12 protein-coding genes are annotated in these 15,634 nt (G+C 38.8%); 1 reads left to right on the top strand and 11 read right to left on the bottom strand.

The features are described from left to right. Positions 1–44: 44 nt before the first annotated feature. The 6 genes from H5115_RS16605 to H5115_RS16580 form a co-directional block, all read right to left on the bottom strand. Complete coding sequence (locus H5115_RS16605) at positions 45–2,726, bottom strand: DUF349 domain-containing protein (protein ID WP_182756369.1); 2,682 nt, start codon at positions 2,724–2,726, stop codon at positions 45–47. Next, positions 2,716–2,997 (bottom strand): YeaC family protein, encoded by a 282-nt coding sequence (locus H5115_RS16600; RefSeq protein WP_007378333.1) that lies wholly within the window; start codon positions 2,995–2,997, stop codon positions 2,716–2,718. The genes H5115_RS16605 and H5115_RS16600 overlap by 11 nt, the downstream gene beginning before the upstream one ends. Position 2,998: 1 nt before the next feature. After that, complete coding sequence (locus H5115_RS16595; RefSeq protein WP_024605018.1) at positions 2,999–3,325, bottom strand: hypothetical protein; 327 nt, start codon at positions 3,323–3,325, stop codon at positions 2,999–3,001. Positions 3,326–3,464: 139 nt separating this feature from the next. After that, positions 3,465–4,967, bottom strand: coding sequence for a sodium:alanine symporter family protein (locus H5115_RS16590; RefSeq protein WP_002960681.1), 1,503 nt, complete (start codon positions 4,965–4,967; stop codon positions 3,465–3,467). Between the two features lie 379 nt (positions 4,968–5,346). Beyond that, positions 5,347–6,474, bottom strand: a complete 1,128-nt coding sequence (locus tag H5115_RS16585; RefSeq protein WP_002960683.1) for a M14-type cytosolic carboxypeptidase — start codon at positions 6,472–6,474, stop codon at positions 5,347–5,349. A gap of 183 nt (positions 6,475–6,657) precedes the next feature. After that, on the bottom strand, positions 6,658–8,100 hold the full coding sequence (locus tag H5115_RS16580) for a glyceraldehyde-3-phosphate dehydrogenase (RefSeq protein WP_002960684.1): 1,443 nt from the start codon (positions 8,098–8,100) through the stop codon (positions 6,658–6,660). A gap of 174 nt (positions 8,101–8,274) precedes the next feature. Here H5115_RS16580 and H5115_RS16575 point away from each other — a divergent pair, with 174 nt between their 5' ends. Continuing rightward, the gene (locus tag H5115_RS16575) at positions 8,275–9,075 is read left to right on the top strand and encodes a DUF2989 domain-containing protein (protein ID WP_024596170.1); all 801 of its coding nucleotides are present in this window, start codon (positions 8,275–8,277) and stop codon (positions 9,073–9,075) included. 239 nt (positions 9,076–9,314) lie between these two features. On the opposite strand, the gene ihfA is transcribed toward H5115_RS16575, so the two are convergent. The 5 genes from ihfA to H5115_RS16550 form a co-directional block, all read right to left on the bottom strand. Beyond that, the gene (ihfA, locus tag H5115_RS16570) at positions 9,315–9,614 is read right to left on the bottom strand and encodes an integration host factor subunit alpha (RefSeq protein WP_002960690.1); all 300 of its coding nucleotides are present in this window, start codon (positions 9,612–9,614) and stop codon (positions 9,315–9,317) included. A gap of 2 nt (positions 9,615–9,616) precedes the next feature. Next, a complete protein-coding gene (gene pheT / locus H5115_RS16565) occupies positions 9,617–12,004 on the bottom strand; it encodes a phenylalanine--tRNA ligase subunit beta (RefSeq protein WP_002960691.1) in 2,388 nt (795 codons plus the stop codon). A gap of 15 nt (positions 12,005–12,019) precedes the next feature. After that, positions 12,020–13,000 (bottom strand): phenylalanine--tRNA ligase subunit alpha, encoded by a 981-nt coding sequence (gene pheS / locus H5115_RS16560; RefSeq protein WP_039486289.1) that lies wholly within the window; start codon positions 12,998–13,000, stop codon positions 12,020–12,022. A gap of 343 nt (positions 13,001–13,343) precedes the next feature. Next, positions 13,344–14,054, bottom strand: coding sequence for a DnaA regulatory inactivator Hda (gene hda, locus H5115_RS16555; protein WP_002960693.1), 711 nt, complete (start codon positions 14,052–14,054; stop codon positions 13,344–13,346). Beyond that, on the bottom strand, positions 14,054–15,109 hold the full coding sequence (locus H5115_RS16550; RefSeq protein ID WP_182756367.1) for a DUF2066 domain-containing protein: 1,056 nt from the start codon (positions 15,107–15,109) through the stop codon (positions 14,054–14,056). Before H5115_RS16550 ends, hda begins: the two co-directional genes overlap by 1 nt. Positions 15,110–15,634 lie beyond the last annotated feature (525 nt).

The raw sequence follows: 15,634 nt of genomic DNA, 5'->3' as shown, positions 1-15,634 counted from the left end.
CTTATTAAAATAGTAACCAGCACATTTATGCTGGTTCTAGTACATTAAGCTGCAAGTGTCGCTTTAAGTCGCGTTAGTGTGTCAGGTTCAACTGAACCGTCACTGAGCGCTAATAACTGTTTTAAATAATAGTTTAAATCAGCATGATCACCACGATGTTTGTCATCTAGCATGGCTACTTGCTCTGCCATTCTAAGTGACTTATCGGTTGAACTTACGTTCGCTAGTATTTCCATGCGAGTAATAAGTTGCTCTTTACTTAATGTTGTTTTAAGCGGTGCTTGATACTGACTTGGTAACGTTTCATTGTTCTCAAGTGCAGTAATTAATGCATCTAAATTAGCTTGCTCAGATTTACTTGTAAGCAATGCAAGTTTATCGTCAATAGCAGCTAGTAACTTAGTAACCCTTGGCGCTAACGATCTAAATTGCGTGTATCCTTTCACTTTTGTTTCTAGGTCGTGCAACTGTGCTCTTTGATTAACATCACTAAGTGCTGCTTCAAGCTCAGCAAGTTCTGCAATTGCTTGTTTATCTGACTCGTTTTGCTCGAGTTTTTGCTGCTCAAACTCACTACTACGCTTAGTAAATGTTTCATCGTTATACTGACGAAACTTCTGCCATAACGCATTTTCAGCCTTTAAGCCAGCAAAGCCAATGGTTTGCCATTGCTGCTGCATTTGCTTCAACTCTTGGCAAGCAGCCGCTAAATCTTCGCTTTGTGATAATTGCTGCGCTTTTTCCACTAGTTCATTTTTAAGTGCTGCATTACTTTTATGAAATGCGTTTAATAAAGCCAGTACTTGTTGTTGCTCATTTTTATAACGATCGTTTAGTGTACGGTATGTTTTAGGGTCAACTTTACCCACACTGCGCCACGCTTTATTTAAACGATTGTATTGGCTTTCATATTGTTTCCAATCAAAATCATCCTCAGCAGTTGGCTGTAAATGGAGCGCATGCATGTCGTTAATAATACTTTCACGCTGTGCTTTTGATGCTTCACGTTGCACTTCTTGCTCTGCGAAGTAACTACGGCAAGGCGCAAATAACAACTCGATTTGTTCATCAAACTGCACACCTTGTAGCTTTTCTTCATCTGTATCTAAACGACCTAACTCATTCCAGCGTTTACGTAGCGCTTTTACTTGCTCTGCGCGTTGTTGTGGGTCTGTACACTCTTCGCTTACTAATGCACTTACTTCTTCTAATAAAGCTTTACGCTTTGGTGCTGCAGCGTATTTTTGCCAATCTTTCGCATCTGCAAGTTGCGCTTCAAGGTCTGCTTTTATGTTCACAAGTGGCTGCTGATATTGCTCAGTAAGTGTATTAAATAACTCTTCAAAGCCTTTAAATACGCCAAAAGCAACATTAAAACGACCTTCTTCAATTAGGCGCTTAACATCACGCGCTTTGCGCTTTGCTTGGCTTTGGTTTTTTTCAAGTGACTTAACTAGCTCATTCATTGGTGCTAAAAATTGCTTTTTATGCCCATTTAACTGTGTTTTAAAGGTACTTTGCAGTGCGCCATCTAATATATTCAAATGATTACGCGCTGCTTTAAAGCCATTATTAAATTCAGTTAGAGTTGCATCGTATTGTGCTAAATCCTCTGCTGGCTTAATTTCGCATAATGCTGCAAAAGCGAGTTTGTACTCTTTAATAGCCGTTGTTAGCTCGGGTAACTTAGCAACTTGAGTAAATAGTTTTTCTAACTTGCTTACAGCGAGTTTTGATTGTGCATTATTAGCAAGTTCTGTTTCGCTAATAGCTTGCTTAGCTTGCGCTACTTTTGCATCAAGCCAATCTTGTTGAATTTGCTCTGGAGTTTCAAGACCAAGCTGTAAGGCATTTTCAATTTCTTCACCTAAAGCTTCAAGTGTTGCAAGTGCTAATAATTGACGCTGTTGTAGCGCTAATTGCTGCTGCTCTTTGTCATGTACTGCCTTTAGCTGTTCAATGTGTGCGTCTAACTTAGTAGTAATAGAAATATATTTTTCATCAAGCAGCTTTACACGTTCATCACTTAGCCATTTGAGCTCAAGTGCTTGCCACTGGGCCATTAATTCGCCGGCTTGTGGATTTACAACACCAAAATCTGTTTTTTCACGTAAAGCATTTAACTTAGCTAAAATAACACGTGTTGCACTTTCAACCTGAAGTGGCATTTCAATTGCTAAACGCTCATTTTCAATATGCGTTTCAAATGCTGCTTTTGCATCACCTTTTGCATGTTTTACTAATGGCTTAATTAATTGATGGGTAATAACAAGTTCAACTAACTGAGTTTGAAGCTCTTCGCTACCTTCTTTAAATGCTTTTTCTACTAATTTTGGATTTGCTAAACGTTTTAATAATTTAACGCGTACTTGCAGTTCTTTTTCTGCAAATGCTAACTTTTCAAGTGTTTTAACAGGTGCAAAACGCTCTATGTATTCATTTTTGATTTGCGCTGTTAGTGTACTTTCGCTATTTAAAACAGCATTAGATATTTGCAGCTCTGCTATATCTTTTAATGCTTGATCTTGTTTATACGCTTTCCACCATAGCGGCAAATTGTTTACCTTTTGCAGCGCTTTACGGCGAATTTCAGCTGAGCTATCTTCAAGTGCTAACGTGTTTAATATGGTTGCATCACGTTCAATGTCTAATTTTTCGATAGCATCAAGACGTACTTGTTGCTTAGGGTGTTTCCACTTAGGTGTAAAAAGGTGCTTAAAGATCATGTTCACTAAACCTAGCTATTTCGTTGTCTGATTTGAATTCTTTTTGTAGTTGAGCTTTTGTCTTTTGGATCATTTCACCATTAGCACCAATCGTAAATTGCTCGTTTGATTGAGCCACCTTTGCTTGATACAACATAACCAACTGCACTGTTTGTTGCTTTTGTTCATCTGATAAAACGGTACCGTCTGGCCACTTGCCAGTAGAAGCACCGTATTGTAAGCGTTCAAATAATTCGGGAGTAATATTTTGTACAAGATTGTCGATGTTCATGTCATTTTTTCTTTTTTAGAGTCACTAAAATAATACGATTTACAAGGTACCAAATACAGCCTATGCCTATCGCGGCAGTGTAAGCATACCACTGAAGTGTTTCTTCTTGCGGTTGTAAAAAGTACAAGCAGAAAAAACCACCTAAAAATAAGATAAGCGCCAAAAAGGAGTGATTTATAAACATCTGCTTTTTTTTAATTCGCTGTTCGCGCTGAAGTTGTAAAACTTGCTCGTCGTTTAGCTCTGCAATGTTGCTTTCGCAATGCGGACATTGCTTATGTTTATCTGAAATTGATTTTGCACATTTTGGGCAACGAATAATCGCCATACTTCTCTCCATACTACGCATAAAAAAAGCGCCTTTCGGCGCCTTTATTGTACTTGTTTTATTTCTCGTTGTCTTTTTTGAATTCAAACCAACAACTGATTTAGGGGCTATAATTTTCTAAGTTGCCCACTAAGTTTAATTACTCAGCGTCTTTTGACTGTTTCTCTAGACGCTTTTCCCAAAACGAGGCGTTTTTAATCCCTAATTTAACTGGATCAAATGTGATTTTTCCGCCTTTTTTCTTCTGATCCTCATAATCGCTCAAACATAACAAAGCTGGCTTAGCTACAAAGAAAATAGCTAAAATACCCAATATGTTAATCCAAGCCATTAAGCCAACGCCAATATCTCCAATAGTCCAGATATAACCTGAATTATTAACCATACCGTATGCAACCATGAACATAATCACAAATTTCACAAGGACAAGCGGGATATTGCCTTTAAAGTAACGATTTAAGTAAGCAATATTTGTCTCTGCAATGAAGTAATAAGCAAGTATTGTGGTAAAGGCAAAGAAGAATAATGCAATACCGACAAATGCTTGTCCAAAGCTGCCAAATACACTAAATAAAGCCATTTGAGTAAAGGCTGCTGAGCCTACTTCAGTCGCTGCATCGACATTTTGTACAATAAACTGTCCTGCTGGTAAATCACCCACAACATTATATTGCTGCGTTATTAAAATCATTAATGCTGTTGCAGTACACACAAAAATGGTATCAACATAAACCGAAAAAGCTTGTACTAAACCCTGTTGAGCTGGGTGATCAACCTCTGCAGCAGCTGCAGCATGAGGCCCACTACCTTGGCCAGCTTCATTAGAATATATACCACGCTTTACGCCCCAACCAATAGCGGCACCAAAACCAGCCTGTGCAGTAAATGCATCACTAATAATTAAATAGAATATATCAGCTACTTTATCTAAATTTAAAAAAACCACGATTAATGCCAGTACTATGTAACCCAGTGCCATAAATGGCACTACTACTTGCGTAAAGTTTGCAATACGCTTTATACCGCCAAAAATAATAAACGCTAAAACAATAAGGATGATTGCTAAAGCGACTAACTTAAAGCTACCTACGTCACCAAAGCTAGTAGTAACCATGTTGCCACTGCCAAACACTTGGGTAAACGCATTACCTACTGCATTTGCTTGTACGCCTGGCAGAAAAACACCACAGGCAATAATCGCCGAAACAGCAAATAAAACAGCTAGCCACTTTTGCCCTAAACAACGGTCAAAATAATACGCTGGGCCACCACGGTATTGCCCGTCTTCTTCTGTTTTATAAATTTGGCCTAAAGTAGACTCTGCGTATGCAGTACTTGCACCTAAAAATGCAACAACCCACATCCAAAAAATTGCGCCTGGTCCACCAAAGCCGATCGCAGCAGCAACGCCAGCGATATTACCAACGCCTACTCGTCCAGACAACGATACTGCAAGGGCTTGAAAAGATGAGATACCTTTATCAGACGTGTTAGGACTAAATAATAACTTACACATTTCTTTAAAATGTCTAACTTGAGCAAATCGAGTTAATACTGAATAAAACAAGCCTGCGCCTAGGCATAAATAGATGAGTGCATTACTCCAAACAACATCATTAACAGCACTTACAAAAGCTTCCATGGATATCCTCTATAGTTATATTTATTATTTTTAATTACGAGACTCTGCTTTAGCTACTACGCTACATAAGCTTTACGAAATAAGGTTTTACCTCTCCCGTCCCGACTCATGATTTAATTAATCTTAACTTAAGTAACCTAACTTTGTTAACACTTAATTTTCAAAATATATAATTACACGCTTGGCGAAAGGCACTACATCTGTAGTATTTAAATGAAAGTAGATTGATTTGTACCGATACGGTGATGATACGCAGCGAAGAAGCGTTGAAAACGTTTTAAGAATAAAGCTGCCATATGATTATTATTTTTTTATACAAGGGGTTTTATTAAAAGCAAAAAGGGTATCAAAACTATTGATACCCTTTTAGATAAGCGTTTTATCTCAAATCATCAACAACATTAACAATAGCCGCTAATGTATCTTGACCAAATTGATACGAACGACGATCTGACCAGCCATAATCTGGATCAGGTAAATCGTTGTTGTCTTTAAATGGCATTTCAATTGTGTACGTTAATGCTTTAAATTCTTCAGCCGTAGCTGATGAACCTACCGTTAGGTTAGCTTGACCTGGCTCATCTTTTGGATAGCCATGCTCATCTTGAAACTCTGGTGTAATAGTTAAAAGCGCAGCTTTAAAGCTATCTTCTAAGCCTTTTAAGCGTTCATCGTAACTTGGAATACCTTCACTGCCTGCCACAAAGTTATATGGGATAGCTTCATCGCCGTGTATGTCTAGGTGCATATCTAAGCCAGCTTCGCGCATTTTATTAAGCACTAAGTAAACCTCAGGGCTATTTTCCATGCTTGGTGTTTGCCATTCACGGTTTAAGTTAACACCTTTAGCGTTAGTACGAAGATGTCCGCGTGCGCTACCGTCTGGATTCATATTAGGCACTACGTAAAATACTGCTTTTGATAGAAGCGCAGCTGCATGTGGGTCTTCGTCATCAAGAAGTTTGTGCAGTAGACCTTCAACATACCACTGCGCCATCGTTTCACCTGGGTGTTGACGTGCTGTGATCCAAATGGTTTTCTTGTCTTCACTTGGCTCACCAATTTTAAGCACACTCATATCGCGGCCATCGAGTGTTTCACCAAGCGTTATTAATTGGCAAGCGCCTTGGCTTTGTGCCCAAGATAATAAATCTAAATGGCGGTCGTAACTGTATGGCGCAAAGTAAGCAAAATATACGCTGCCGCACTCTGGTTCAATTTCAAAGCTTAATGTTCCATTTTCATAGCTTGATGGTACACGAAACCATGTTTGGCGGTCATATGATGCAACGGCTTGATACCCTTCCCAACCATCTGGGTAAGCTGATTTATCAAGCTCATTAATATTTAACTTATGCAATTGGTAAGGTGTTGTTTCAAGACGAAAGTGAAACCACTGATAAAATTCAGACTGGTGATCTTTATTAATTTCTAATTGAATATTTAAAGGATCGGTGGCTTCAATAACTTTGATATTACCACTGTCGAAATTGCTGCTGATTTTCATGAAAAAACCTTTAGGTTGAATAAGTTTATCTGCTTATTAATTCACAGAACTGACATTATTTTATAAATAGTAAAACGAATGTGCACTTTCTTAATTAAAGCCTATCACAAGGCATACGCTTTAAAAATAATACACGACCAAAAAAGCCAGCAACATGCTGGCTTTTAAGTCACTGCAAATAAACTAGCGAGGTAAGCTTGGGAATGACACTTCGGCCATATCGCGCATACAACGTACTACTTGGCAGCTGTAACCAAACTCATTGTCGTACCATACATATAAAACAATACGGTTATCTTCAACAATTGTTGCTTGTGAATCAACAACACCTGCGTAACGGCTACCTACTAAATCGGTAGATACAATTTCCGTTGATGCTGTGTAATCAATTTGATCACGTAAGTCTGAATGAAGTGCTGTGTCACGTAAAAATGCGTTTAGCTCTTCAACTGATGTGCTTGTTGCTAAGTTAAGATTTAAAATAGCTAGCGACACATTAGGTGTAGGTACGCGGATTGCGTTACCTGTTAACTTGCCTTCAAGCTCTGGTAATGCTTTTGAAACCGCTTTTGCAGCACCTGTTTCAGTAATTACCATATTAAGAGCTGCGGCACGGCCACGGCGCTCTGCTTTGTGGTAGTTATCAATAAGGTTTTGATCGTTCGTGTACGAGTGTACAGTTTCAACATGGCCATTATTGATACCAAACTTATCGTTTAATGCTTTAAGCGTTGGTGTAATTGCATTGGTTGTACAGCTTGCTGCACAAACAATTTTATCTTCAGGTAATATATCTTTGTTATTAACACCATATACGATGTTTTTGATATTGCCTTTTGCAGGAGCTGTTAATAATACTTTTGCAGCGCCCTTACACTCTAGGTGCTGGCCAAGGCCCGCTTCGTCTTTCCAAATACCTGTGTTATCAACAATTAATGCATTGTCGATACCGTATTGAGTGTAATCAATTTCGCTAGGAGAGTTAGCGTAAATAACTTGAATGTAGCTACCGTTAGCTTTAATTGCATTGCGTTCTTTATCAATCGTGATTGAGCCATTGAATGGACCGTGAATTGAATCACGACGCAGTAAGCTTGCACGCTTTTCAAGATCCCCATCTTTACCACCACGCACAACAATAGCGCGCAAACGTAAATCTGAATATGGACCTGATTTTTCAATTAATAAGCGCGCTAATAAACGACCGATACGACCAAAACCATACAATACTACATCGCGTGGCTCTTTCGCTGGTGAGTCTGTTATTTCTGCAAGTTCATCTTTTACAAACTCTTCTACTGAACGACCTTTTGCGGCTTCAGTGAACAAATAACTATATGCAAGCTTACCAATATCAATACGTGCTGAGTTTAATTCCATTTTGCTGATAGCTTCTAAAAATGGGAAGCTTTCGCGCAAACGTAATTTAGTGCCTTCAAACTGAGCAACGGTTTTGTGAGATTTGATAATATCGATAGTACTGGCATTTACGAGAGGACGGCCATATACAGCGATTTCGATACCACGATTACGGTAAAGCTTACCAATAATTGGTTGCATGCTTTCTGCGTAATCTTGGCGCTCTTGCCAACTATTTGTGTATTCTAACTCGTGAGATGAGGTCATTTTATTTACCTAAGTTTATCATTTTGAACGGATAGCCTTTAAAAATGCACTATATTTTGAGAGTAATGCACTTCAGGCAGGGCTATTCTAATTTAAACTGAAGTTATTCTCTACTGTTAGGCGTTAAATGATTGCGTTAGAATAACAAAGTAAATATTCATTTGGGGTTAAGGAATGCTTAAAAAAGCAAGTGTACTATTGGGTTTGCTAACATTGGCAGGGTGTGAAGAGCCGTTAACACTCGCACAAGTGTGCAAAGAAACACCTGGCTTTTGTAGCGACTTAAACAAAGACAGTCACTGCAAGGATGAGCGTTCTGATGTAATTATCAAACGCTACATAGAATACAAAGACCCTACTGATGAAAATAAATACCAATTACTCAAGGACTTTGAATCTTATAACCAATGCATAACTTTGGCCGCTAAAATTGAACATATTAAGTTAAAAGCTAAAAAAACGTCACGTATTGATGGTCAATTAACGAGTATTAAAGAAATGACTCGGTTATATCAAGATACCCAAAATACAAACCACCCAGGTTTGCTCTACTACCAATGGTCACGAAATAACAACCAAAGTGCGTTGACTAAATTATTGGCTATAGAAAATGATAAAAGTGTAACGCAAAGTGCCGAAATGCAATTTTTTTTAGCATCGTACTATATTAAATTTGATGATGAAAAAACCATTGATTTACTTTATAAAACTCTAGAGCTCAATAAAAAAGACAACATACCGAATCCGGAAGTGTATACATCACTTATTAGTCTTTTTTATAAACATGATAAGTTTAAGCACGCATATATATTTTCTAAAGTAGCGCAAATGTCGGGGATTGAAAATATTGATGTATTTGAAATTGAGCAGAAATTAGTCGCAAATGGTAAAAGCTTAGATAGCCTAGATGTACTTGCAGAGCAAACATTTCAGCAAATAATGGCAGGTGATTTTGTATCTCCTCGAGAGTTTTAATTTATAATCGCAAAAATAACCTAATACCAATCTGCTTATGTATGGGGTCTATTTAACGTTAAGGAAATTACGCTAGAACTAGGCAAAAATTTTTGTATCTAGTTGTTCTAGATAAAAATATTTTAACGACGTTATAGTGTTATTTAATTCGTTAAATTGATCAAAGATTTATGCAGGTTGGTATAATTTAATAACTAGGTTATTCAGGCAAATAAAAAGGCAGCTTACGCTGCCTTTTTTTATTTTGCTTTGCTTGTGCCCACTTCTACGCGGGTTTTAAGCTTTTGACCTGGTCGAAAAGTCACCACGCGACGTGCCGAAATAGGAATATCTTCGCCTGTTTTCGGGTTGCGGCCTGGTCTTTCTTTTTTGTCTCGAAGATCAAAGTTACCAAATCCAGAGAGCTTAACCTGCTCGCCTTTTTCTAGCGCTGAGCGGATTTCTTCAAAAAACGCTTCAACTAAATCTTTGGCATCTTTTTTATTGATCCCGAGCTTTTCAAATAGGTGTTCAGCTATGTCGGCTTTAGTAAGCGCCATATCTAGTCCCTCAACGATGCATTAAACTGTTCGGCCAATTCGGCCACCACGTTATCAACTACTAGATTGATATCTTTCTCTTCGAGTGTTCTATCAACCGCTTGCAGTGTTAGAGCAATCGCCAAACTCTTATAATTTGGCTCAATACCTTTGCCCTTATACACATCGAATAAGTTTAGGTCAACCAATTGATTTCCGCCAACTTTTTCGATCACGCTTAAAATGTCGCCAGATTTAACGCTGTCTGCCACTAAAATCGCGATGTCGCGGCGATTTGAAGGGAATTTAGACACTCCTTCGGCTTGCGGTAAATTTCTTTTTTCTATTGCTGACATTTCAATTTCAAAAACAAAAGTTGCGTTGTTGATATCTAACGACTTTTGAGCTTGAGGATGTAAAGCACCAAAAAAACCAACCTTTTTACCATCAACATATATTACTGCTGATTGACCAGGGTGAAGTCCATCTGACTGCTCGGCTTTAATTTCAAAGCGAGTAATGTCATTGGTAATTGCAAGTAAGGCTTCAACATCACCTTTTAAATCGTAAAAATCAACATTACGTTTTTCTTCAACCCAATGCTCGCCATTTACAAGGCCAGTTATAACACCGCCAATAACCGGTACTTGGTAAACACCATTTTCTGCACTTTCGTCGCTTATAAATTTAAGACCATGTTCGAATAAACGAATACGAGGCTGTTGGCGATTTTGGTTATACGCTACAGACGCTAATAAACCCGGCATTAAACTTACACGCATTGCTGACATTTCAATTGAAATAGGATGAGGTAATACCATTGCTTTACACTCTGGGTGTAAAATAGCTTGTGCTTTAGGGTCTACAAAGCTGTACGTAATTGCTTCTTGGTAACCACGAGTCACTAACGTATTGCGGAACTTGCTAAGCGCAATAGTTGCTTCGTTATGTGTCGTCATTTTAAGTTTTGCAGTTGGTGCAACATTAGGAATGCTGTTGTAACCGTAAACACGTGCTACTTCTTCAATTAAATCTTCTTCGATGCGAATATCAAAACGGTAGCTTGGTACGTCCGCACTCCAGCTTTCATTTTCTACTTTAACATCAAGACCTAAACGCGTAAGAATGTCTGTTACTTTAGCATCTTCAATATGATGACCAATCACACGGTCTAAACGTGCACGACGAAGACGTACTTCAGTCACTTTTGGTAGTTTATCAGCCGCAACAGCTTCAACGACTGGACCTGCTTGACCACCCACAATTTCAAGAAGAAGTGCTGTTGCACGTTCCATTGCATCGTGTTGTAGAGCAAAATCAACACCGCGTTCATAACGGTGTGAAGCATCAGTGTGTAAACCGTAGCTACGTGCTTGTCCTGCAATTGCTACAGGATTAAAAAATGCGCTTTCAAGTAATATATCAGATGTTTTATCTGTAACACCTGATTGCTCCCCACCAAAAATACCCGCAATTGCAAGTGCTTTATTATGATCGGCTATCACAAGTGTTGTGTCGTTTAATTTAGCGGTATTACCGTCTAATAAAACAAGTTCTTCGCCTGCGTTTGCACTACGAACTTTAATACCACCTTCAATCGCATTTAAATCAAACGCGTGCATTGGGTGACCAAGTTCAAGTAAAACATAGTTAGTAACATCAACTACTGGGTCGATTGAACGTACGCCACTACGACGTAATTTTTCAACCATCCAAAGTGGTGTTTCAGCATCAAGGTTAATGCCTTTTATCACACGGCCAAGGTAACGAGGACATGCATCTTCGTTAACTAGCTCAATTGATACTTTGTCATCAATTGTTGGCGTAACCGCTGGGATATCTAATACATTTACGTCAATGCTATTTAAAACACCTACTTCACGAGCAAGGCCTTTAATACCTAAACAATCACCACGATTTGGTGTTAAGTCAACATCTATAATATTGTCATCAAGACCTAGGTAGTCACGTAAATCAGTGCCTACTGGTGCATCGCTTGGCAATTCCATAATGCCGTCGCCTTCTTCGCTAATACCTAGCTCAACAAAAGCACATAGCATTCCGTTTGAAGGTTGGCCGCGTAGTTTGGCTTTTTTAATTTTAAAGTCTCCAGGAAGTACAGCGCCCACAGTTGCAACAGCAACTTTAATACCTAAACGACAATTTGGTGCACCACACACAATATCAAGTAGCTCATCGCCACCTACGTTAATTTTGGTAACACGAAGTTTATCTGCATCAGGGTGTTGACCACATTCAACAACTTCACCAACAACTACGCCATTAAATTTGGCAGCAGCAGGCTCAACACCATCAACTTCTAGACCAGCCATTGAAAGCTGTTCCGAAAGAGCTTGCGTATCAATAGCAGGATTAACCCACTCTCTTAACCACTTTTCACTAAATTTCATTTTATTGTTTCACTCTTAACGGAACTGGTTCAGGAATTTTAAGTCATTTTCGAAAAATGCACGCAAATCGTTTACGCCATAGCGCAACATAGTTAAACGCTCTACACCCATGCCAAAGGCAAAGCCGGTGTATTTTTCTGGGTCAATGCCCACAGACTTAAGTACATTTGGATGTACCATGCCGCAGCCTAGTACTTCTAACCACTTACCGTCTTTACCCATAACATCTACTTCAGCTGAAGGTTCTGTAAACGGGAAGAATGAAGGACGAAAACGAATTTCCATATCTTCTTCAAAGAAGTTACGTAAAAAATCATGCAAAATACCTTTTAGCTCAGTAAAGCTAACATCGGTATCAACCATTAAACCTTCAACCTGGTGGAACATTGGTGTATGTGTTTGGTCGTAATCGTTACGGTATACACGTCCAGGTGAAATAATGCGCAGTGGTGGCTGCTCAGTTTCCATAGTACGAATTTGCACGCCACTGGTTTGTGTGCGTAGTACTAATTTAGGATTGAAATAAAAGGTATCGTGATCAGCACGTGCTGGATGATGCTCTGGAATATTTAGCGCATCAAAGTTATGAAAATCGTCTTCGATTTCTGGACCAGATTTAACTTCAAAACCTAACTCACCAAAAAAGCTTTCTATACGCTCAATAGTGCGCGTAACTGGGTGTAAACCGCCGGTAGGCATAACACGCCCTGGTAGAGTTACATCTATAGTTTCAGCAGCTAGCTTTTCTTCAAGTGCTTTACTTGCAAGCAATTCACGCTTTTCGTTAATAGCAACTTGCACATCTTGTTTAGCTTGGTTTATAACTTGGCCTGCTTCTTTACGTTCTTCAGGTGCTATTTTACCTAACGTTTTAAGTAAGCTAGTGATTTCGCCTTTTTTACCAAGGTAATTAACCCTGATATCTTCTAACTGCGCTATTTCACTGGCACTGGCTACCGCCTCAAGTGCTTGCGCTAATATGTTTTCTAAGTTCATTCGATACCTGATCTTTCACAGAAGGTGATTGCTTAAGAGCGTGTTGGCCTTTCAAGATTGCTTTCAACTGTGTGATTGGCAAATAAATAAGGTTAGGCATTGGGCTGTAGTTTCTACATCAGTCATGCAATAACGCTAAATAAAGACCAAACACGTGTTGTTTGAAGTGTTTATCTTGAAGGCTACTCTCTTTGTTGTTCGGGTTTTACATATAAAAACTATGCTAATGTCCTCACGACGCGATTAAAGCACCCTTAAGTTAAACAAATTCCAATCAGGAAAGGTAAACACGCTCTGATAATAGCTTATGATAACTGAAAGCAGGGTCTAGATTCTAGACCTACTACAGCTTTAACGTTGATTTTATAAAAGGAATAGTTAATTTTCGCTGTGCAGCCATAGATGCATGATCTAATTTGTCGAGTACATCTAATAAAGCTCGCATATCACGGCTTAAACGGGTTAATAAAAAGCGTGCACACTCATCACTTAATTCAAGGCCGCGCATGTGAGCGCGCTTAACGAGTGCTTGTGCTTTATCGTCATCACTCATAGAACGAATTTGAAAGGTTGTTCCCCACGTTAAACGAGACTCTAAGTCAGGCAGAGATATATTGAGCATGCTAGGAAGTAAATCAGCAGTTACTACTAACATTTTACCGGGTTCGTTAAACCGGTTAAAAAAGTTAAATAGTGCTTTTTCCCACGCATCATTCCCTGCAACTAAATGCACGTCATCAATACATAGAACATCAAGCGCTTCTAAACCGTCTAATACCATAGGTCCAAAGTCAATTACTTCGCGCATAGACAGTAGCATATTAGATAAGCCACGCTCTTGTGCTTTTATGCAGGTTGCATATAAAAGATGAGACTTGCCCGAATCACCTAAACCACATAGGTATGTATACTGAAACGTTTTTGCTAATTTGGAAAAGCTATCTTTTAGGTGATTAACCTCCAAAGAGTCTTCTCCCCCAAAATACGATGCAAATGTTTCGTCATCCGGTAAAGTAACCGGTAGTGCCATTTGCATCGGCTCAGACATTAGCATTATGGTGTTACCCATTGATACTCTAAGCTATTTTTATCAACAACATGATAAAATGCGCGTGGATCCTCATAATCTTTAAATGAAGAGTCTAGCCCTAACCCTTTTTTAAGATCACTCAAGTTACCAGTATGGTTTAGTTTAAATTCAACAAATTCCGGTGTTTTACGAACAATTTTGACTTGCGTAACAACACTCAGGCTCAATAATCTTCGTTTCGCTAATTCTATATCAACAAAACTTTGTGTACCCTTTAGCGTGAGCGTAGCAGTTGCTTGTTCATAATAAGTATTTGGGTCAATTGCATACTCGCTTGCAAGGCCTCGAGCTAAGGTGTCAATCATCTGGCTAACTATTTGCTGTTTATCACCAGTTAATCGATTTGAATCAAATTGATCATCATTAGTAAAACGCCAATCTAAAATCCAATTCTCGCTATCTGCTTCTTTATACATTCTTGCTGTAATACTTCGCTCAGCACTGTAGCGTCTAGAGGCCTCTTCTACTGGTTCTGAAAAGTTACCCCATACCTCAGGAATACCTACTAGACGTCGATCTTGTAAATCAAGTAATGGAACAACGACAGGTAAACCACGACGCCCTGCTTTGTCATAAATTAACTGCTCTAACTGCGGGTAACTTTCTTGTGTTACTAATTCTCTGCGCCAATTGTCTTCAATACCTAACCATATTGCGACTAATGGACGTTGTACTCCCCATAAAGGTAAGTTTAACTCTTTGATTAGCGCGTTGATCTTTCGAGCTTCAAATTTAACAACGAGTTTCAATTGTCCATTTGCTCTCTCGTCATATTCAAACTTAAGCATATAATCAGAAATATCTTTAGTACGTTGCTGCGCTAATTTATTTTGATCCGCAGTTTCATCACCGCTTACTTTCACTAAAACATTAAGCAAAGCTTTACGACTCGCAGCTAATCGAGTATCTCGTGTTTTGTCATCCACTTTTAAAATATCTTGATATAGATCAGTTACTTCAACTGCCGACACAGAAAAACAAAATAAAATGGATATGGCGCTAATTAATAATCTATACACAGGCTGTTAGTTCTTGGTTTTAAACTGATTTGATCCTAAATCAAAGACAGTAACAAAGCAAAATTAAATTTGTTATCTAAGGAAATGAAAGTAATTAGCTTTTATAAAAAATAAAAAAATTAAATTAACATCAGAAGTCGCTGCGCTTGCCCGACCTACGTGATGGGTGTTGCTGTGAGTGGATATTAATTGCGCACATTTTACTTTTCTGCAGACGTAAAAAAGCCCGACTATTTCTAGTCGGGCTCTCTACAATGTGAGGTCGGTGCGCTACGCAGTAGGATGTCGTAGTGCCCACAGCGGTAGAGAGCCACAGTGAAATGCTACACTATCTTTGTGTCGCGATATGAGTGTATGATAATTGCGCGCATTTCACTTTTCTGCAGACGTAAAAAAGCCAGACTATTTCTAGTCGGGCTCTCTACAATTTGAAGCCTGGTAATGTCCTACTTTCACATAGCAAATGCTACACTATCATCGGCGCTGTTTCGTTTCACTACTGAGTTCGGCATGGAGTCAGGTGGG

Origin of the sequence: Pseudoalteromonas sp. SR44-2 (genome assembly GCF_014163745.1) — a bacterium.
Classification (GTDB): Bacteria; Pseudomonadota; Gammaproteobacteria; order Enterobacterales; family Alteromonadaceae; genus Pseudoalteromonas; species Pseudoalteromonas distincta.
This window is presented reverse-complemented; position numbering and strand designations above follow the sequence as displayed.